19 protein-coding genes are annotated in these 18687 nt (G+C 60.6%); 13 read left to right on the top strand and 6 right to left on the bottom strand.

The window, feature by feature from the left end; genetic code table 11:
• Window positions 1–184: 184 nt before the first annotated feature.
• From BUE92_RS03925 to BUE92_RS03900, 6 genes are all read left to right on the top strand, one after another.
• Window positions 185–790 (top strand): DUF4823 domain-containing protein, encoded by a 606-nt coding sequence (locus BUE92_RS03925; RefSeq protein WP_073522000.1) that lies wholly within the window; start codon window positions 185–187, stop codon window positions 788–790.
• 16 nt (window positions 791–806) lie between these two features.
• Window positions 807–1367 carry a DUF1285 domain-containing protein gene (locus tag BUE92_RS03920; protein WP_073521999.1) on the top strand — a complete coding sequence of 187 codons (561 nt, stop codon included), beginning with the start codon at window positions 807–809 and terminating at the stop codon, window positions 1365–1367.
• A 70-nt stretch (window positions 1368–1437) separates the two neighbouring features.
• Entirely contained in the window at window positions 1438–2151 is a 714-nt protein-coding gene (locus BUE92_RS03915; RefSeq protein WP_073521998.1) for a GntR family transcriptional regulator, read from the top strand.
• On the top strand, window positions 2148–3149 hold the full coding sequence (locus BUE92_RS03910) for an ADP-ribosylglycohydrolase family protein (RefSeq protein WP_073521997.1): 1002 nt from the start codon (window positions 2148–2150) through the stop codon (window positions 3147–3149). The genes BUE92_RS03915 and BUE92_RS03910 overlap by 4 nt, the downstream gene beginning before the upstream one ends.
• A 202-nt stretch (window positions 3150–3351) precedes the next feature.
• Window positions 3352–4818: a purine-cytosine permease family protein gene (locus tag BUE92_RS03905; protein WP_073521996.1), complete on the top strand. Its 1467-nt coding sequence runs from the start codon at window positions 3352–3354 to the stop codon at window positions 4816–4818.
• Window positions 4811–5722: a PfkB family carbohydrate kinase gene (locus tag BUE92_RS03900; RefSeq protein WP_073521995.1), complete on the top strand. Its 912-nt coding sequence runs from the start codon at window positions 4811–4813 to the stop codon at window positions 5720–5722. Before BUE92_RS03905 ends, BUE92_RS03900 begins: the two co-directional genes overlap by 8 nt.
• Before the next feature lie 117 nt (window positions 5723–5839).
• On the opposite strand, the gene BUE92_RS03895 is transcribed toward BUE92_RS03900, so the two are convergent.
• The 4 genes from BUE92_RS03895 to BUE92_RS03880 form a co-directional block, all read right to left on the bottom strand.
• Window positions 5840–6220: a termination factor Rho gene (locus tag BUE92_RS03895; protein WP_073521994.1), complete on the bottom strand. Its 381-nt coding sequence runs from the start codon at window positions 6218–6220 to the stop codon at window positions 5840–5842.
• 50 nt (window positions 6221–6270) lie between these two features.
• A complete protein-coding gene (locus BUE92_RS03890; RefSeq protein ID WP_073521993.1) occupies window positions 6271–6537 on the bottom strand; it encodes a hypothetical protein in 267 nt (88 codons plus the stop codon).
• Window positions 6538–6588: 51 nt separating this feature from the next.
• Window positions 6589–6927 (bottom strand): hypothetical protein, encoded by a 339-nt coding sequence (locus BUE92_RS03885; RefSeq protein ID WP_073521992.1) that lies wholly within the window; start codon window positions 6925–6927, stop codon window positions 6589–6591.
• Window positions 6928–7012: 85 nt separating this feature from the next.
• Window positions 7013–8209: an MFS transporter gene (locus tag BUE92_RS03880; protein ID WP_073521991.1), complete on the bottom strand. Its 1197-nt coding sequence runs from the start codon at window positions 8207–8209 to the stop codon at window positions 7013–7015.
• A 188-nt stretch (window positions 8210–8397) separates the two neighbouring features.
• Between BUE92_RS03880 and BUE92_RS03875 the strand changes: the two genes are divergently transcribed.
• The 6 genes from BUE92_RS03875 to BUE92_RS03850 all read left to right on the top strand — a co-directional run bounded on the left by BUE92_RS03875 (window position 8398) and on the right by BUE92_RS03850 (window position 14425).
• Entirely contained in the window at window positions 8398–8877 is a 480-nt protein-coding gene (locus tag BUE92_RS03875) for a GNAT family N-acetyltransferase (protein WP_010208407.1), read from the top strand.
• A gap of 237 nt (window positions 8878–9114) precedes the next feature.
• Entirely contained in the window at window positions 9115–9936 is an 822-nt protein-coding gene (locus BUE92_RS03870) for an SDR family oxidoreductase (protein WP_073521990.1), read from the top strand.
• A 32-nt stretch (window positions 9937–9968) separates the two neighbouring features.
• A complete protein-coding gene (locus BUE92_RS03865; RefSeq protein WP_081372167.1) occupies window positions 9969–10949 on the top strand; it encodes a substrate-binding domain-containing protein in 981 nt (326 codons plus the stop codon).
• The gene (gene araG, locus BUE92_RS03860) at window positions 10946–12445 is read left to right on the top strand and encodes an L-arabinose ABC transporter ATP-binding protein AraG (protein ID WP_073521989.1); all 1500 of its coding nucleotides are present in this window, start codon (window positions 10946–10948) and stop codon (window positions 12443–12445) included. Before BUE92_RS03865 ends, araG begins: the two co-directional genes overlap by 4 nt.
• Window positions 12446–12467: 22 nt before the next feature.
• Complete coding sequence (araH, locus tag BUE92_RS03855; protein WP_034126745.1) at window positions 12468–13433, top strand: L-arabinose ABC transporter permease AraH; 966 nt, start codon at window positions 12468–12470, stop codon at window positions 13431–13433.
• Window positions 13434–13621: 188 nt separating this feature from the next.
• Window positions 13622–14425, top strand: coding sequence for an IclR family transcriptional regulator (locus BUE92_RS03850; protein WP_073521988.1), 804 nt, complete (start codon window positions 13622–13624; stop codon window positions 14423–14425).
• Here BUE92_RS03850 and BUE92_RS03845 read toward each other — a convergent pair whose 3' ends face one another.
• Complete coding sequence (locus BUE92_RS03845) at window positions 14426–15478, bottom strand: NAD(P)-dependent alcohol dehydrogenase (RefSeq protein ID WP_054897943.1); 1053 nt, start codon at window positions 15476–15478, stop codon at window positions 14426–14428. It abuts the gene before it with no gap.
• Between the two features lie 180 nt (window positions 15479–15658).
• Here BUE92_RS03845 and BUE92_RS03840 point away from each other — a divergent pair, with 180 nt between their 5' ends.
• Window positions 15659–16552 carry an AraC family transcriptional regulator gene (locus BUE92_RS03840; RefSeq protein ID WP_073521987.1) on the top strand — a complete coding sequence of 298 codons (894 nt, stop codon included), beginning with the start codon at window positions 15659–15661 and terminating at the stop codon, window positions 16550–16552.
• A gap of 174 nt (window positions 16553–16726) precedes the next feature.
• On the opposite strand, the gene BUE92_RS03835 is transcribed toward BUE92_RS03840, so the two are convergent.
• Window positions 16727–18391: an electron transfer flavoprotein-ubiquinone oxidoreductase gene (locus BUE92_RS03835; protein ID WP_003193481.1), complete on the bottom strand. Its 1665-nt coding sequence runs from the start codon at window positions 18389–18391 to the stop codon at window positions 16727–16729.
• Between the last annotated feature and the right edge of the window lie 296 nt (window positions 18392–18687).

The raw sequence follows: 18687 nt of genomic DNA, 5'->3' as shown, positions 1-18687 counted from the left end.
GCCGCCTTCGCGAGCAAGCCCGCTCCCACAGTTGGATCGTGGAGTGTCAGGTAGATAAGCGTCGGCTGTCAGGCCGTCATCGCAGGCAACCCCCACATTTGTCATGCGCTGCTCGAACTGGCGTAGAACCTGCATCCCACGCCCCATTCGCCGGTTTCCTGTCACCGGCCTCTGGAGGATTAGGATGCGTAGTCTGGTTTTGCTGCTGGCGTCATTGGCCCTGGGCGGTTGCATGACCGTCAGTGATATGGCCGAAGGCACCCGCTATCAGATGAGCGATGCCGGGCTGCTCGATCACAGCGATACGCGGCGTACCGCCTCGGTGCGCATACAGCCGGACTCCTTTGTGTTTATCGCCCAGGGCGCCTTCGTGCCGCCGGGCAGCGCTTACCCGCGGCCCAATGTGGTGGCCGAGGAAGCGTTCAATGGCTTCGTTGAATATTTCCCCATGATCCGTCGCGCCCGCCAGCCGGAGGGTCTTGAACAGGCCATGGCCGAAGCCCGCGACGCGGGTGCTCATTACCTGCTGTATTGCCGCTTTGCGGCAGCCGATGACCGTATCGGCAACGCCGACGAGTGGACCGACCAACAAGCCCTGGACCGCCTTGGCCTGGACAGCGGGGTGATCCAAGTCATGTTGATCGAGACCAGCACCCAGTATTTGATTGATACTGCACGTATTCGCAGTCGTGGCGGTTTACTGACGTTCCACGACACATCGCCACAAGATTTGATCGCCCGCCCCCTGGCGCAATATGCCCGCGGTTTGCTGGGTATGAGTGATCAGTAAGACAGAGGAGCCCGCCATGACCGATTCCGCCAAGGCTAATGAGTTATTGGCCCAACTGCCCAAGGGCAAGGGGCCGGCACCGGTGCATCTGTGGAACCCGGATTTCTGCGGCAATATCGACATGCGCATCGCCCGCGATGGCACGTGGTTCTACCAGGGCACACCCATCGGGCGAAAGCCGATGGTCAAGCTGTTCTCCAACATCATCCGCCGCGATGGCGACGATTATTTCCTGGTGACGCCGGTGGAAAAGGTCGGCATCCGCGTCGATGATGCGCCGTTTGTGGCAGTGACCCTCGAAGTGCAAGGGCAGGGCGAAAGCCAGTTATTGCGCTTTACCACCAACGTCGACGAACAGTTCGAGGCAGGCCTCGAACACCCGCTGCGGGTGGTGATCGACCCCGTCACCCAAGAACCCGCCCCCTATGTGCGCGTTCGCACCAACCTCGAAGCCCTCGTGCATCGCAACGTTTTTTACCAGTTGGTGGAGCTGGCGGTGAGCCGTCCGATCAACGGTCAGAACTGGCTTGGCGTCTGGAGCAGCGGGGAGTTTTTCCCCATCGGCCTGGAGCCCTGAGGCGGTTTTTGTCTTCAGCCTGAAATAATCCTCTTGCGGTAAACGCGCGCTTTCGGTTATCAATTTGTACATGATTAGACATGTTCGATTTGATAAGAAAAAACGCGTCGTCGATGAGCTCATCCGCCGTATCGAAGGTGGAGTCATGGCCGACGGCTTCCTGTTGCCGGGCGAGCACCAACTGGCCGAGGAGTTTGCGGTCAGCCGGGGCACGCTGCGCGAGGCGCTGGCCGAGCTCAAGCGTCGCAACTACATCGCCACCCAGAGCGGCGTCGGTTCGATTGTCACCTTTGACGGCATGGTGTTGGACCAACGCAGCGGTTGGGCCCAGGCCTTGGCCGATACGGGCGCCCAAGTAAGCACCGACGTCCTGCGTTTCGAAGCCGTGACGCACCCGGATCTGTTCAGCCGTTTCGGCACCGACCAGTTCATTACCCTCGAGCGCCTGCGGCGTACGGCTGACGGTACAGCGGTGTCGCTGGAGCGCTCGTTGATGCCGGCCGTTGGCGATCTGGAAAACCTGCCCCACATTGGCCTGATCGACAACTCCCTGACCATCACCCTGGCCGCCTACGGCTACGTCGGGGCCGACGGCGACCAGTGGATCGGTGCCGAACCCCTGAGCGATGAAGACGCCGAATTACTCGGGCGCCCCAGCGGTACGGTATTTCTCAAGGCGTCGCGCACCACCTATGATCGTCGCGAGCGTTTCATGGAGCATGTCGAAAGCCTGCTCGACCCGCTGCACTTTCGCCTGCATCTGCAGTTTGGAGCGTCGAAATGACCCGAGAAAATCGCGCACTTGGCGCCTTTTATGGCCTGGCCCTGGGCGATGCCTTGGGCATGCCCACCCAATCCTTGAGCCGCGAGCAGGTCCAAAAGCGCTTCGGTGCCATCACCGCCTTGGAAGACGCCGACGCCGACCAGCCCATTGCGCCCAACATGCCTGCCGGTTCCATCACCGATGACACCGAACAAGCCATCCTGGTTGCCGAGTTACTGGTGCAAGGCCAGGGCCAGATCGAGCCCAGCGTGCTTGCCCAGCGCCTGATCGACTGGGAAGCGGGGATGCGCGCCAAGGGTTCCCAGGACTTGCTCGGGCCGTCCACCAAACGCGCGATCGACATGATCCTCGCCGGCCATACCCCAGAAGAATCCGGGCGCTACGGCACCACCAATGGTGCGGCCATGCGCATCACCCCGGTGGGCATCGCCGCCGATGTCAGCGACCCGGGGCGGTTTATCCAGGCGGTGATCCAGGCGTGCCAGGTCACTCATAACACCAGCCTGGGTATTTCCAGCGCTGCGGCCGTGGCGGCGGTGGTCTCGGCTGGCATCAATGGCGTGGACCTGGGGGAAGCCCTGAATATCGGGACCCAGATTGCTCGACAGGCCGAAAGCCATGGTCACTGGATCGCGGGCGGACGCATTTCTACCCGCATCAGTTGGGCTCGCACCCTGAGCGTCGGCAGCGGCGACAAAGCATTGTTTGCCGACCTGCTTTACGAGTTGATCGGTACTTCGGTGGCTTCCCAGGAATCGGTGGTGGTCTCGTTTGCCTTGGCCCAGCAAGTGGCGTCGGGTGATATGAATGCCTTCGAAGCCCTGTGCCTGGCGGCCAGCCTGGGCGGCGACACCGACACCATTGCCGCGATCCTGGGCGCCATGCTGGGGGCGTGCCTGGGTATGCAGTGCTGGCCTGAGGCGTTGGTTGAACAGGTCAAGCGGGTCAATGGCCTGGACTTGCAGCCGCTGGTCCAGGGGCTGCTCGCTTTGCGATAAGTCCCTGTTCCCTGTAGGAGCGAGCTTGCTCGCGAAAACCACCAGAGCGCTGCTTTTTTCCTGGCTCCCCGCGTTATCGTTGGCCACCTTCGCGAGCAAGCTCGCTCCTACAGTGGATCTTTGCGTCAGGACGACCCGGTAAGAGGTTTGATTTGCATATCCGCCACAACCACAACAATACAGGCACCAGGAGCACCCCTTAATGAGCAGCCCCTCTTCCGGCCAAAGCGCCGGACAACTGGAAACACGCGGCATCGAGCCGGTCCCGGAAGGCGAGTGCAACGGTCATCCGCTGCAACTGTTCTGGGTATGGTTCGCGGCCAATATCAGCATCCTCGGTTTGCCCCTTGGTGCGACGCTGGTGGCGTTTCGTGGCCTGGCCATCTGGCAGGCGATCATCGTCGCGATTCTTGGTGCCGCTGGCTCCTTTGCCGTAGTGGGCATCATCTCCATCGCCGGTCGCCGTGGTCGCGCGCCCAGCCTGACCTTGTCCCGCGCCATTTTCGGTGTGCGCGGCAATATCGGCCCGACATTGGTGTCGCTGATGTCCCGCCTGGGTTGGGAAACCGTCAACACCACCACCGCAGCCTTCGTATTATTGTCGTTGAGCTCCATCCTGTTCGGCTCGGCAGTGGAGGCCAAGAGCGCGCCGGTGCTCACCCTGATCTTCATTGCCATCTTCGTGCTGCTGACCCTGGCCGTATCGGGCCTGGGCCACGCCACATTGCTGGTGATCCAGAAGTGGGCCACCTACGTATTCGGCGGCCTGAACATTCTGGTGGGCGGCTTTCTGTGTGCCACCATCGACTGGAGCGCGGTGTTCAACGCCACCCCGGCGCCGTTGAGCGCGATGATCATTGGCGTAGGCACCATGGCTGCCGGTACCGGTATCGGTTGGGCCAACGCCGGTGCAGACATGTCGCGTTACCAGCACCGCAGCGTCAAGGCCGTGCGCCTGGTGGCCTCCGCCGCGTTTGGTGCAGGTATCCCGCTGGTGCTACTGATCACCCTGGGTGGCCTGTTGTCGGTGGGTAACAATGACTTGGCATCGGCCACCGACCCCATCATCGCGATCCGCGACATGCTGCCGACCTGGATGGCCGTGCCGTACCTGATCACCGCGTTCGGCGGGCTGTTGCTGTCGAACAATCTGTCAGTGTATTCGGCCGGTCTCACCACCCTGACCCTGGGTTTGAAGGTCAAGCGCGTGCATGCGGTGATCGTCGATATCGTGGCGATTTTTGCCGGCTCCATCTACTTCATGCTGATCGCCGACAGCTTCTATGGCCCGTTCATTACCTTCATTTCGCTGCTGGCGGTGCCGATCACGGCGTGGGTCGGGATCTTCGTGGTCGACCTGATTCACCGTCATTATTACAGCCCCACCGACCTGCTGGACGTCAGCCCCAGCAGTGCCTACTGGTATCGCGGCGGCGTGGAGTGGCGTGCATTTGGCGCCTGGGCCGTGGCCATTGTGCTGGGGTTCAGCTTCACCACCATCGGCACCACCGCCGAAAACATCTGGTTTGCCGGGCCGCTGTCCGACTCCTGGCTGGGCCACAACGGCCTGGGCTGGGTCGTGACCTTCCTGGTAGCGGGTGGACTATATGCGGTACTGGGCGGCGCGGCTGACCGTCGTCCTGCTTTAGCAGAGAGCGCCAATGTCTAGATTGCTGCACACCGGCCAGGTCATTGTTGACCTGGTCATGGGCCTCGACACCCTGCCAGCAAGCGGCGGTGACGTGCTGGCCAACTCCGCCAGTTTCCAAGTCGGTGGCGGGTTCAACGTGATGGCTGCGGCACGACGCAATGGGTTGCCGGTGGTTTACCTGGGCCGTCATGGCGAGGGCCGCTTTGGCGAGCTGGCGCGTGCAGCGATGCAGGCCGAGGGTATTGAAATGGCCTTGGCAGCCAGCGCTGGCAAAGATACCGGGTTGTGCGTGTCGCTGACTGAAGCAAGCACCGAACGCACCTTCATCTCCCATCTCGGCGCCGAGGGTGAGCTGAGCGCCGACGACTTGGCTCAGATCGTCCCGCGTGTCGATGATTACGTGTATGTCAGTGGCTACAGCTTGCTGCTTGACGGTAAGGCGCAGCCGTTGCTTGACTGGCTGCTGGCGCTGCCGCGAGACATCGTAGTGGTATTCGACCCAGGCCCGCTGGTCAAGGCGCCGGACTCAGCGTTGATGCGCGCCTTGTTGCCGCGTATCGACATCTGGACCAGCAATGGCCCTGAAGCCCTCGCGTTTACCGGGGCGACGGATATTAATCAGGCGCTGCCCATGCTGAATCAGCACATGCAGGCACTGCTGGTTGTGCGCGATGGGCCAAATGGTTGCTGGGTAGGGCGTGGGGCAGAGACTGAGCACGTACCAGGCTTCAAGGTTCAGGCGGTAGACAGCAATGGTGCGGGGGATGCACATGCAGGGGTATTTATTGCCGGGTTGGCACTAGGATTGAAACCTGTTCAAGCGGCGCGCAGAGCGAATGCAGCCGCAGCACTGGCGGTGACCCGTTGGGGGCCGGCGACTTCACCTGGCACTGCTGAGGTCGATGCATTAGTGACTGAATAAACGAAGCTCAAAAATGTGGGAGCGGGCTTGCTCGCGAATGCGGTGTGTCAGTTAAAACATGTGCTGACTGACACACCGCATTCGCGAGCAAGCCCGCTCCCACAATGGGTCCTGCGTTTAACCTGCTTTTTTCAGGGCTTGGATCAACTCATCTTTGCGCATGGTTGAGCGCCCAGGAATATCCTTGGCCCGCGCCTCTTTCATCAAACTTTCCTTGGTCTGCGTACCCAGCGAGGCACGGCTGCTGCGCGGGTGCCCTTCACGACTGGCAGCGGCGCGCTTGGCCGATTCCTGCCGGTCCTGGGTTTTCTTGGCTGGCGCCTTGCGTCGGCCTGATCCGCCGGCTTTTTCACCGCCGCCAGACTGTTTGTTGACGGTCGCCCAGGCACGGGCTTCGGCTTCGTCCTTGGGCAACCCCTTGTGCTCATAACTGTCTTCGATATGAGCGGCCTTGCGTTTCTGTTCGTCGGTGTATTTGGCTTTGCTTCCACGAGGCATCGCTAAAACTCCTTCTGGCCCCAGTGGCCTGAGGCCAGACCAGAAATGGATTACTGAGGGACTGCACCGTCCAGCTTGCGTGCCTCATCCACACCAGAGGCAGTCAGCTTGATCGGCAGGTTCAACGAATATTCACCGGCGTCGTCGGTGGTCACATGCCCATCCTTGATCAGCCCGCGGTCCTGCAGGAACGCCAAGACACCGGCGACCTCTTTCTCACCGCGGTAATTGTCCAGCACCTCCTTGCCCAAACCTTGCGGATGAGCGTGCAGCAGGCGGGTGAGGACTTCTTTTTCAAGGTTTCTATCGACGTTCATGCGTACCTCTTCACGGGGAAATGGTCGGGTGTAGGTCGTACCAAGGGTGTATCAAGGCGCTGGTTGTTTCTTCGCGCCCGGGATGTTCGAGTCGTCGCCCTTGTTGATCTTCGGCTCATTGTTGTCCGTGCCTGGGCCCATCTTGCCGTTGCCTACGGCAGGCGGTGCCTGGCGCTGAGTGTCATTGCCTTTGGTGCGTGGGTCGGCGCTGTTGTCGATGATCGCACCACCATTGGTATCCAGGCCCGTGCCCATGGATTTTTGCGACTCAGTGGTGGCGTCCGGCGTAGGGTCGGTGGGCCCGGTGGTCGAACTGCCAGCGAAGGCGCTCAGGGACGCGGCAGACAACAGGCCGGTGAGGGCGAGGGCAGCAAATTTGGAATTTTTCATCAGGGTGCCTCCATATGATTAATGTCCTTACCCTGTATTGGTCTGCCCGCGTTTGCCGATCGTGCCGGGATGGCGACGAACGGTATCAGCTCACATGTATCACTTTATGTGCCGATACTCGGCGCGCTACCAAGCGCGCCACCGTGATCGTCCAGTTGAGTGCGGCGATCACCAGTACGCTCAGCATCATTGTCGCAAGGCCGAAGTCGACGATGATCTTGCCTGCGAGCCAGGGAAACCCGAAGACGCCGATAAAGTACGCCAGGCTGAACAGCAATAACGCCTGGGAAGTGGTGCCGCTGGGTGCTTCGTTGGCCACCAGGCCATTAATCACCGAATACGTCAGGCCATACCCGATCCCTAGCGTGGCGGCGGCGAGCACATAACTGAGGTTACCGCTGACACCAAACGCGAACAGCGCGATCGCGCCGAACATCACCCCGGATAATACGCAGGCAGCCTGGTATGCATCGCGCTTGACCACGAAACCGGCGATCAGCAGGCGACTGGTAATTGCCGCTGTCAGGAAACCCGCGAAGAACAGCGAATAGTCCAGCTTATGGGCAACGGCATAGCTGGTCTGGAACGAAGACAGCCCCCCGAATACGCAGCCACCCAGGCCGACCATCAGGATGGCGAACGCCGCCTTGGAAGACAGTACGCGGCGGCTTGCAGCCCAGGAAATCCTGGAGGTCGGTACATTCGCGTGCTGCCGCAACCGAGAGCCCATGCGCCAGAACATCACCACCCCGGCGAGGCTGGCGAGCCCGGCAATATAAAACGCCGTTGTCAGGGGCAGGTCCAGCGCAGTGGCGGCGCGTCCCAGCAAAGGGCCGGAACCTATGCCGCTCAACATACTGCCCGAGAGCAAGGCGAAATATTTGGCCCGCTGGCGGGGTTCCACCAGCAGCGTCACGATGATCGGGCCCAAGGTATAGAACACGCCCCAGCCCAAGCCAAGGGACAATCCAAACAGCATCAAGCCCTGGCCAAACCCTGGCGTCAGGGCAAACCCCAGGCAGGCCACCATCAACAATAGGCCGGTGCTCGCAATCGCTCGCGCCGCGCCCAGCGCATCGGCCAGATGCCCGGAAAGCACCACCGCTACAAAGGTGCTGAGCATCGCCGTGGCAATGACACTGCCCGCGTCGTGTTCATTACCGCCACGGGCATGGATCAGCAGTGACAACAGAAAGGTCGAGCCGTAAGACAGTGACAACAGGAAACTGGCGAGGCAGAACAGCGCGAATGTCTTCGTGCCCACTGGTGGCGTGGCGTGCATGAGCAGGTCTCTGATCGTTGGATTTATGCCCATTGTTTACCATGGGCGTGCGCAGGCTTTGTTCTGTGGTTGCTGATGCTTGCTTCACCCCGCGCCGGAGTGAAACGCGCTGATTGGCATCAATTGCACTGCAAACGGCCATCAAACCGTCTTAGTATGTGGCCTTTGAATTTGCCCAAGGCTCGCCCATGACCATCGAGATTCGCCCCGCCGTGCCCAGCGATGCTGCGCAGATCCTGACCTTTATCACTGAACTTGCCGAGTACGAGAAAGCCCGGCATGAAGTGATCGCCAGTGTGGTGGATATCGAACGCAGCCTGTTCAGCGAAGGCGCCACGGCCCATGGCCTGATCTGCTTGCGCGACGGCTTGCCGATCGGCTTTGCGGTGTTCTTTTTCAGTTACTCGACGTGGCTGGGCAGTAACTGCCTGTACCTGGAGGATCTGTATATCAACCCGGAACAACGCGGCGGCGGGGCCGGCAAGAAGTTGCTGCGCCACTTGGCCAAGATCGCCTTTGACAACGGTTGCGGGCGCTTTGAATGGAGCGTGCTGGACTGGAACGAGCCAGCGATTGCCTTCTACAAATCCATAGGCGCCCAGCCTCAGGAAGAATGGGTGCGTTATCGCATGGAAGGCGATGCCCTGCGCGACTTCGCCCTGGGCTGAAGCCTCTTTCGTATAGTCACTAAAGATCGAATGTGGGAGCGGGCTTGCTCGCGAATGCGGTGTATCAGTCAGCACATGCTTTAACTGACACACCGCATTAGCGAGCAAGCCCGCTCCCACACTTTTTTAAGGTTTGCTCATTATATGGGACGATAATTTATATATTGAGATGTTTCAGGCGATGGGTTTATAGTCGCCAGCATCAGCACTCACTACAAAAAATAAAAAGGTGAAGCGATGCAGGCGCAACCGTTGTCCCTACCCGCCGTGCCCGAGCCGACTTATGGCGAGCGGCTGAAGAACAAGGTGGTGATCATCACCGGCGCCGCCCAAGGCATTGGCGAAGCCATCGTTGCCTGTTTCCAGGCCCAGCAGGCGCGGTTGATCATTGCCGATATCCAGGGTGACAAAGTCGAAAAAATCGCCGCCCATTGGCGCGAACACGGTGCGCAGGTTTACGCCCAACCGGTTGATATCACTTCCAAGGATCAATGGCAGACATTGGTCAACCTGGCCATCGAGCGCTTTGGCCGCGTGGATGTGCTGGTCAACTGTGCCGGAGTCAACGTGTTCCGTGACCCGCTGGAGATGAGCGACGAGGACTGGCGCCGCTGTTTCGCCATCGACCTCGACGGTGCCTGGTACGGCTGCCGCTCGGTGTTGCCGCACATGATCGAGCAGGGCATCGGCAACATCATCAATATCGCGTCCACCCACTCCAGCCACATCATTCCCGGTTGCTTTCCTTACCCTGTCGCCAAGCACGGCTTGCTCGGCCTCACCCGTGCCCTGGGCATCGAGTACGCGCCCAAGGGCATCCGCGTGAATGCCATCGCCCCCGGCTATATCGAAACCCAGCTCAACGTCGATTACTGGAACGGTTTCCCAGACCCCTACGCCGAACGCCAGCGCGCGTTCGACCTGCACCCGCCCAAACGCATTGGCCAGCCCATCGAAGTGGCCATGACAGCACTGTTCCTGGCGACCGACGAGGCGCCCTTTATCAACGCCACTTGCCTGATGATCGATGGCGGGCGGTCTGTGATGTACCACGACTAAAGCGTTTTTCAATAACAAGAAGGAGGTGGTCCATGTTCAAGCAAACACTCGGTGCCGTGGCACTGGCGATGGCGTTCTGCGGCTGGGTATCGGCTGAAGAAGTGAAGATCGGTTTCCTGGTCAAGCAGGCTGAGGAACCCTGGTTTCAAACGGAGTGGGCATTCGCGGAAAAAGCCGGCAAGGAGCATGGTTTTACCGTGATCAAGATCGCCGTGCCCGATGGCGAAAAGACCTTGTCGGCCATCGACAGCCTGGCCGCGAACGGCGCCAAGGGTTTTGTGATCTGCCCGCCGGACGTGTCCCTGGGCCCGGCCATCGTCGCTAAGGCCAAGGCCAACGGCTTGAAAGTGATGGCCGTGGATGATCGCTTTGTCGATGCCAAGGGCAACTTCATGGAAGACGTGCCGTACCTGGGCATGGCCGCGTTTGAAGTGGGCCAGAAGCAGGGCGCCGCCATGGCCGCCGAAGCGAAAAAACGCGGTTGGGACTGGAAGGACACCTATGCGGTGATCAACACCTTCAACGAGCTCGACACCGGCAAGAAACGCACAGACGGCTCGATCAAATCCCTGGAGGAGGCCGGTATTCCCAAGGACCACATCCTCACCGCCGCGCTGAAAACCCTCGACGTTCCCGGCAGCATGGACGCCACCAACTCGGCCCTGGTCAAGCTGCCCGGCGGTGCGAAGAACCTGATCATCGGCGGCATGAATGACAACACCGTGCTCGGCGGCGTGCGCGCTACTGAGAGCGCCGGCTTCAAGGCCGCCAACGTGATCGGCATCGGCATCAATGGCACCGACGCCATTGGCGAATTGAAGAAAGCCGACAGCGGTTTCTTCGGCTCCATGCTGCCCAGCCCGCATATCGAGGGCTATAACACCGCGCTGGCGATGTACGAATGGGTCACCACCGGCAAGGAACCGGCCAAATACACCGCCATGGACGAAGTGACCTTGATCACCCGCGCCAATTTCCAGGAAGAACTGACCAAGATCGGCCTGTGGAAATGAGCGGCGCAGCCCTGCGTTTCAATGGCATCGGCAAGGAGTTTCCCGGTGTGAAAGCCCTGGCGCAGATCAGCTTTGAAGCGCGGCCGCATTCGGTGCACGCGCTGATGGGCGAGAACGGCGCAGGCAAGTCGACCCTGCTGAAAATCCTCGGCGGCGCCTACATTCCGTCCAGCGGCACGGTGCAGATCGGCGCGCAGACCATGGCCTTCAAATGCGCTGCCGACAGCATTGCCAGTGGCGTGGCGGTGATTCACCAAGAGCTGCACCTGGTGCCGGAAATGAGCGTGGCCGAGAACCTGTTCCTCGGGCATTTGCCCACGCGCTTTGGCGTGGTCAACCGGAGCCTGCTGCGCAAGCAGGCCCTGGCTTGCCTCAAGGGCCTGGCCGATGAAATCGACCCCGACGAAAAACTCGGGCGCCTGTCCCTGGGCCAGCGCCAACTGGTGGAAATCGCCAAGGCGCTGTCCCGTGGCGCCCATGTGATCGCCTTTGACGAGCCGACCAGCAGCCTCTCGGCGCGGGAAATAGAGCGCTTGATGGCCATCATCACGCGCCTGCGCGACGAGGGCAAAGTGGTGCTCTATGTGTCCCACCGCATGGAAGAGGTGTTCCGCATTTGCGATGCGGTGACGGTGTTCAAGGACGGCCGCTACGTGCGTACTTTCGAGGACATGAGCACGCTGACCCACGACCAGTTGGTGACCTGCATGGTCGGTCGCGATATCCAGGATATCTACGATTACCGACCGCGCGAGCAAGGTGAGGTGGCGCTCAAGGTCGAGGGCTTGCTCGGCCCCGGCCTGCGTGAACCCGTGAGTTTCCAGGTACGCAAAGGCGAGATCCTGGGTCTGTTCGGGCTGGTGGGGGCAGGACGCACAGAGCTATTGCGCCTGCTCAGCGGCCTGGAACGCGCCAGCGCCGGCAGCCTGGCGCTCTGCGGTGAGCCGCTGCAGTTGCGCTCACCCCGCGACGCCATCGCCGCTGGCGTGCTGCTGTGCCCGGAAGACCGCAAGAAGGAAGGCATCATCCCGCTGTCCAGCGTGGCGGAAAATATCAACATCAGCGCTCGTAGTGCCCATGCCTCGTTCGGCTGGTTGCTGCGTGACGGCTGGGAGAAGGGCAACGCCGAACGGCAGATCCAGGCCATGAAGGTCAAGACGCCGAATGCCGAGCAGAAAATCCTGTACCTGTCCGGTGGCAACCAACAGAAAGCCATCCTTGGCCGCTGGCTGTCGATGCCGATGAAGGTCCTGCTGCTGGACGAGCCCACCCGGGGTATCGACATCGGCGCCAAGTCGGAGATCTACCAGATCATCCATAACCTGGCGGCCAGTGGCATTGCGGTAATCGTGGTGTCCAGCGACCTGATGGAAGTGATGGGCATCTCCGACCGCATCCTGGTCATGAGTGAAGGCGCCTTGACCGGTGAGTTGCCCCGCGCCCAAGCGGATGAAGCGCGCCTGCTGCAACTGGCGCTGCCACAGTCACGGGCTTGAACAAGAATAAGAGGGTTTGGCTATGTCTGAGGTAAAAACTGCAAAGGGTTTCTGGCCGGGTTTCAATCAGCGCAAATTTCTCGATGACTGGGTGATGCTGCTGGCGGCACTGGGCATTTTTGTGCTCAGCGCGGTGTTCATCGACAACTTCCTCTCGCCGCTGAACATGCGCGGTCTGGGCCTGGCGATTTCGACTGTCGGTATTGCTGCGTGCACCATGTTGTTCTGCCTGGCCTCAGGGCACTTCGACTTGTCGGTAGGCTCGGTGATCGCCTGCGCCGGGGTGGTGGCGGGCATCGTGATGCGCGACACCGACAGCGTGGTACTCGGCGTGTCGGCGGCCTTGGCCATGGGCCTGGTGGTAGGGCTGATCAACGGCATCGTGATCGCCAAGCTGCGCATCAATGCGCTGATTGCCACCCTGGCGACCATGCAGATCGTGCGCGGCCTGGCCTACATCTTCTCCAACGGCAAGGCGGTGGGGGTGATGAATGAAGGGTTCTTCGTGTTCGGCAACGGCCAACTGCTGGGCGTGCCGGTGCCGATCATCATCACCGTACTGTGCTTTGTGTTCTTTGGCTGGCTGCTCAATTACACCACCTATGGGCGCAACACCATGGCCATTGGCGGCAACCAGGAAGCCGCGTTGCTCGCCGGGGTCAATGTCGATCGCACCAAGATCATCATTTTTGCCGTGCACGGTTTGATCGGCGCATTGGCCGGGGTGATCCTCGCGTCACGCATGACCTCGGGCCAGCCGATGATTGGCCAGGGGTTCGAACTGACCGTGATCTCGGCCTGTGTGCTGGGCGGGGTGTCGTTGAGCGGCGGCATCGGCATGATCCGCCATGTGATTGCCGGGGTGTTGATTCTGGCGATCATCGAGAATGCGATGAACCTGAAGAACATCGATACGTTTTACCAGTATGTGATTCGTGGCTCGATCCTGTTGCTGGCGGTGATAATCGACCGCATGAAACAACGTTGAGTACCCCTCAAGAACACCCAGAAACCAATGTGGGAGCGGGCTTGCTCGCGAATGCGGAGTATCAGCTGATGAATGTGCTGATTGACACACAGCATTCGCGAGCAAGCCCGCTCCCACATTTGGATCTGCGCTGTATTGGGAGTTGGTATTTGCCATAATGCCCCCGCTTTCATACTTATAGGCCCGATATGCAGGAAAACGCCCACATCCCCGTCAAAGACGCCGCCCCCACCGGCACCCAGACCCTGTTGCGCGGCCTGGGCGTGGTGCAAGCGGTGGCGGCTGGTGCGCGGGATCTCAAGGAGATCGCCCGGCGCATCGGCACCACGCGCAGCACGACGCACCGCCTGGCCAGTTGCCTGGTGGACGAGCGTTACCTGCGTGTGGTGCCCCAGGTCGGTTATCTGCTGGGGCCCAAGCTGATCGAATTGGGGTTCCAGGCCCGTGAAGAGTTGCCCTTGGTGAACCTGGCGGTGCCCTACCTGGATGAGTTGTCGGCGCTGACCGGCGATACCATTCACCTGGCGATTCGTGAGTACGACGAGGTGCTTTACCTGCACAAGAACCCCGGTCGCAATGGGCCGGAAATGCGCTCGCGGGTCGGCCATCGCATGCCGCTGGCGCGCACCGGTATCGGCAAGGCGTTAATGCTGGATGATTCGCCGCAGGAGTGGCAGCGCTTGTACGAGGCGAGCTTGCCGACGACGGGCAGAAGCCTGCAATGGCCGCAGCACCCGGAGCAATCCTGGGCGCAGTTCGAACAACGCATGCATGAGTATGTCGAGGGTGGCTACGCGTTTGACCTCGAAGACAACGAGCCTTCGATCCGCTGCGTGGCCGCACCAGTGCGCGATGCCAGCGGGCGCATTGTCGCCGGCATCAGCATCGCCAGTACCGTGCCCTACATGCCGCTGGAGAAAATGGCCGAGCTGATCCCTGTGATCAAACAGGTCGCAGCCCGGCTGTCAGCGGAGTTGGGCGCCAAGGCCTGATCAGGCTTTCAGGCTCGCCATGTCGATGACAAAGCGGTACTTCACATCACCGGCAATCATGCGTGCGTAAGCTTCGTTGATCTGCCGGATGTCGAGCATCTCGATGTCGCAGGTAATGCCATGCTCGGCGCAGAAATCCAGGACTTCCTGGGTTTCGGCAATGCCACCGATCAGCGAACCGGCCAAGACTTTACGGCCCAGCACCAGCTTGGCGGCGTTGACGGGCGGGTCCACCGGCTCGATCAGGCCGACCAGGATATGCACGCCGTCAAAGCGCAGCACATCGAGGTAGGGGTTCAGATCGTGCTGCACCGGGATGGTGTCGAGCAGGAAGTCGAAGTGCCCGGCAGCAGCTTTCATCTGCTCGGCATCAGTGGAGACGATCACATGGTCGGCGCCCTGGCGACGGCCTTCCTCGGCCTTGCTGGCCGAGCGCGTGAACAACGTGACTTCGGCGCCCATGGCTTTGGCGAACTTGATGCCCATGTGGCCCAGGCCACCCATGCCGAGGATCCCGACTTTATCGCCGGCTTTCACGCCGTAGTGCTTGAGGGGCGAATAGGTGGTGATGCCTGCGCACAGGATCGGCGCAGCGCTGGCCAGGTCGAGCTTGGCCGGGATCTTCACCACGAAATGCTCGCTGACCACGATGCTGTCGGAGTAGCCACCCATGGTGTTGCTGCCATCCACGCGGTCCGGCGTGGCATAGGTCATGGTCGGGCCTTCGAGGCAGTATTGCTCAAGGTCTGATTGGCAGGCTTCGCAGTGACGGCACGAGTCGACCATGCAGCCTACGCCCACCAGGTCACCGACTTTATGCGCAGTGACGTTGGCGCCGACGGCGGTGACCTTGCCGACAATCTCGTGGCCCGGCATCAGCGGGTACACGGCGATGCCCCATTCGTTGCGCGCCTGGTGGATATCGGAGTGGCACACGCCGCAGTAGAGAATCTCGATGGCCACGTCATCGACACGCGGGCTGCGGCGTTCAAATGACATCGGGGCGAGGGGCGTGGTGGCCGACTGGGCGGCGTAACCGATGGCGGTGTACATAGTAAACCTCACAAAAGCTTGGACTGCAGAGGCGGCAAATTCTGCGCGCAGGCCTTTGGCGCGAACATGGCAAATGCTCCGAGTCTCATGCCTATTCGTCCGGCCGTGCCTCAGGTTTGGATATATTGGCCGCCAGACCTGCGATGATGCTGTCATCCCTTATTCGCGAAGTTTTTTGCCATGCTGTTGACCCGCCATTTGGACGCCAATGCCACGTTGGTTTCCTTGATCGAAGGGCTCACGCCCCGCGACGGTTTTTCCCCGACTCACCTGCCTGGAGTGCAGGTGTTACGTGCCAGCTGCGATGTAGCGCGTGGGCCGCAGATCTATGAGCCAAGCCTGATGTTCGTGGCCCAAGGCAGCAAGGTCGCCTACCTCGGCCCGCGCACGTTGGAGTATGGCGCCGGGCATTACCTGATCCAGGCGATGCCGGTGCCGTTCGAATGCGAGACCTTTGCCATGGCCCCTGAGGCGCCGCTGTATGGCGTGACGGTGGGCATCGACCGCGTGGTGTTGGGCGAGTTGGTGATTGCCATGGGCATGCAAGCCGGGCCGCCGCCGACCGCGCAGACCTTGGAGTCGATGAGTTCGGTGGTGCTGGACGATACGATGCGCGGTTGCGTCGAGCGGTTGTTGCAGTGCCTGCACGATCCGCTGGAAAGCCGGATCATGGGCCCGGCGCGTGTGCGCGAATTGTTGTTCACCGCCTTGCGCGGGCCCCAGGCGGATGTGCTGCGTGCGCTGGTGGAACAGCAGGGGCAGTTTTCCCGGATCGCCACGGCCTTGAATCACCTGCATGCCTATTACGCCGAACCGCTGAATATCGAGACGTTGGCCGGGTATGCGCACATGAGTGCGTCGACCTTTCATGAGCATTTCAAACGCTGCACCTTGTTGTCGCCAGTGCAGTACCTCAAGCGCTTGCGGTTATTGAAGGCTCAGCAGTTGCTGCTGGTGGAAGGCATGAGCGTGGCGCAGGCGGCGCACAAGGTGGGGTACCAGAGTACGTCGCAGTTCAGTCGGGAGTACAAGCGCTATTTCCTGCGCAACCCTGGCGAAGAGCGGGCCGCCTGACACCACACGGTAGGAGCGAGCTTGCTCGCGAAAAACTAACAGGCGCCGCGTTCATTCAGACTGCGCGCGTTATCGTTGACGTTTTTCGCGAGCAAGCTCGCTCCTACATTTTGATCGATGTCGCCCACAAAAAAGGCTCCCATTTCGGGAGCCTTTTCTGGTTAAGCGAACGACTTACATATTCGGGTAAGTCGGCCCGCCCGCACCTTCCGGCGTCACCCAGGTGATGTTCTGCGAAGGGTCCTTGATGTCACAGGTCTTGCAGTGCACGCAGTTCTGGGCGTTGATCTGGAAGCGTTTCTCGCCGTCTTCCTTGGTCACCACTTCATATACGCCAGCCGGGCAGTAGCGCTGCGCCGGTTCATCGTAGAGCGGCAGGTTGGTGCCGATCGGGATGCTTGGGTCTTTGAGCTTCAAGTGGCACGGCTGCTCTTCTTCATGGTTGGTGCCGGAGATGAACACCGAGCTCAGTTTGTCGAAGCTCAGCTTGCCGTCGGGTTTGGGGTAGTCGATCTTCTGGCTGTCTTTGGCCAGCTTCAGGCAGGCGTAGTCCGGCTTGGTGTCGTGCAGGGTGAAAGGGATCTTGCCGCCGAAAATGTTCTGGTCGAGCCAGTTGAAACCGCCGCCGATGATTGCGCCGAACTTGTGCACGGCCGGGCCGAAATTACGGCTGGCGAACAGTTCTTCGTACAGCCAGCTGGCTTTGAAGCTGTCGACATACGTGGTCAGCTCATCACCGCCCTCGGATTCGGCAAACAGACGGTCGGCCACGGCGTCGGCGGCGAGCATGCCGGACTTCATCGCGGTGTGACTGCCTTTGATCTTGGCGAAGTTCAGGGTGCCCAGATCGCAACCGATCAGCGCGCCGCCCTTGAAGACCATCTTCGGCAGCGAGTTCAGGCCACCTTTGCAAATCGCGCGGGCGCCGTAACTGATGCGCTTACCGCCTTCCAGGTACTGGGCCAGCACCGGGTGATGCTTGAGGCGCTGGAATTCATCGAACGGCGACAGGAAGGTGTTGCTGTAGGACAGGTCGACAATCAGGCCGACCACGACTTGATTGTTTTCCAGGTGATAAAGGAACGAGCCACCGGTGTTCTCGTTACCCATGATGTCCAGCGGCCAACCGGCGGTGTGCACCACCAGGCCCGGCTGGTGCTTGGCTGGGTCGATTTCCCAGATTTCCTTCAGGCCGATGCCGTAGTGCTGGGCGTCGGCGTCGCTGTCTAGGTTGAAGCGCTGGATCAATTGCTTGCCGATGTGGCCACGGCAACCTTCGGCGAACAGCGTGTACTTGCCACGCAGCTCCATGCCGGGGGTGTACAGGCCGTCTTTTGGCTTGCCTTCACGGTCGACGCCGAGGTCGCCCGTGATGATCCCGCGTACCACGCCGTTCTCGTCGAACAGCGCTTCCTGGGCGGCGAAGCCTGGGTAGATTTCTACGCCCAGGTTCTCGGCCTGCTGGGCCAGCCAGCGGCACAGGTTGCCCAGGGAAATGATGTAGTTGCCTTCGTTGTGCATGGTCTTGGGCACAAAGAAGTCGGGCACCTTGGTGGAGGCTTCCGGGCTGCGCAGTACATAGATGTCATCGCGCACCACGGGCGTGTTGAGCGGGGCGCCGAGTGCTTTCCAGTCCGGGAACAGTTCATTCAGGGCACGTGGTTCAAACACGGCACCGGAGAGGATGTGGGCGCCGACTTCGGAGCCTTTCTCGACCACGCAGACGCTGATTTCCTTACCGGCTTCGGCGGCCTTCTGCTTCAGTCGGCAGGCGGCAGACAGGCCAGCCGGGCCAGCGCCGACGATGACCACGTCGAATTCCATGTATTCGCGTTCCACAGGCTATCTCCTACTCAAGGCTCAACAGGCTTTTTTTTCTAATGGGTGGAGGTTCGGTGTGGTTCTGCGCGAAGGCAGCACCCACCTGTCTCTCTAGGTGGCGCATTATATATAGACCACTGACAGCGTCCAATACAAACGTTTGTTTGAATTGCCTGCAGCCTAGATAAATCAAAGCAACGGGGCTTATGACTGACCATTTTGCCGTATTGACCAGAATAGGCGTTCCGGTCAAGATACGGTCGGTTTTGCGCTTCCCGTAGGCAGACTGCAGGTTTCAAGAGCACGTCCAAAGA

The sequence above is a fragment of the Pseudomonas fluorescens genome, from assembly GCF_001902145.1.
Taxonomy (GTDB): Bacteria; Pseudomonadota; Gammaproteobacteria; order Pseudomonadales; family Pseudomonadaceae; genus Aquipseudomonas; species Aquipseudomonas fluorescens_BV.
This window is presented reverse-complemented; position numbering and strand designations above follow the sequence as displayed.

What these genes read in the sequence shown, in the direction of transcription:
- BUE92_RS03925 (WP_073522000.1), top strand. Translation starts at nt 185, where the DNA reads ATGCGTAGTCTGGTTTTGCTGCTGGCGTCATTGGCCCTGGGCGGTTGC.
- BUE92_RS03920 (WP_073521999.1), top strand. Translation starts at nt 807, where the DNA reads ATGACCGATTCCGCCAAGGCTAATGAGTTATTGGCCCAACTGCCCAAG.
- BUE92_RS03915 (WP_073521998.1), top strand. Translation starts at nt 1,438, where the DNA reads ATGATTAGACATGTTCGATTTGATAAGAAAAAACGCGTCGTCGATGAG.
- BUE92_RS03910 (WP_073521997.1), top strand. Translation starts at nt 2,148, where the DNA reads ATGACCCGAGAAAATCGCGCACTTGGCGCCTTTTATGGCCTGGCCCTG.
- BUE92_RS03905 (WP_073521996.1), top strand. Translation starts at nt 3,352, where the DNA reads ATGAGCAGCCCCTCTTCCGGCCAAAGCGCCGGACAACTGGAAACACGC.
- BUE92_RS03900 (WP_073521995.1), top strand. Translation starts at nt 4,811, where the DNA reads ATGTCTAGATTGCTGCACACCGGCCAGGTCATTGTTGACCTGGTCATG.
- BUE92_RS03895 (WP_073521994.1), bottom strand. Translation starts at nt 6,220, where the DNA reads ATGCCTCGTGGAAGCAAAGCCAAATACACCGACGAACAGAAACGCAAG.
- BUE92_RS03890 (WP_073521993.1), bottom strand. Translation starts at nt 6,537, where the DNA reads ATGAACGTCGATAGAAACCTTGAAAAAGAAGTCCTCACCCGCCTGCTG.
- BUE92_RS03885 (WP_073521992.1), bottom strand. Translation starts at nt 6,927, where the DNA reads ATGAAAAATTCCAAATTTGCTGCCCTCGCCCTCACCGGCCTGTTGTCT.
- BUE92_RS03880 (WP_073521991.1), bottom strand. Translation starts at nt 8,209, where the DNA reads ATGCACGCCACGCCACCAGTGGGCACGAAGACATTCGCGCTGTTCTGC.
- BUE92_RS03875 (WP_010208407.1), top strand. Translation starts at nt 8,398, where the DNA reads ATGACCATCGAGATTCGCCCCGCCGTGCCCAGCGATGCTGCGCAGATC.
- BUE92_RS03870 (WP_073521990.1), top strand. Translation starts at nt 9,115, where the DNA reads ATGCAGGCGCAACCGTTGTCCCTACCCGCCGTGCCCGAGCCGACTTAT.
- BUE92_RS03865 (WP_081372167.1), top strand. Translation starts at nt 9,969, where the DNA reads ATGTTCAAGCAAACACTCGGTGCCGTGGCACTGGCGATGGCGTTCTGC.
- araG (WP_073521989.1), top strand. Translation starts at nt 10,946, where the DNA reads ATGAGCGGCGCAGCCCTGCGTTTCAATGGCATCGGCAAGGAGTTTCCC.
- araH (WP_034126745.1), top strand. Translation starts at nt 12,468, where the DNA reads ATGTCTGAGGTAAAAACTGCAAAGGGTTTCTGGCCGGGTTTCAATCAG.
- BUE92_RS03850 (WP_073521988.1), top strand. Translation starts at nt 13,622, where the DNA reads ATGCAGGAAAACGCCCACATCCCCGTCAAAGACGCCGCCCCCACCGGC.
- BUE92_RS03845 (WP_054897943.1), bottom strand. Translation starts at nt 15,478, where the DNA reads ATGTACACCGCCATCGGTTACGCCGCCCAGTCGGCCACCACGCCCCTC.
- BUE92_RS03840 (WP_073521987.1), top strand. Translation starts at nt 15,659, where the DNA reads ATGCTGTTGACCCGCCATTTGGACGCCAATGCCACGTTGGTTTCCTTG.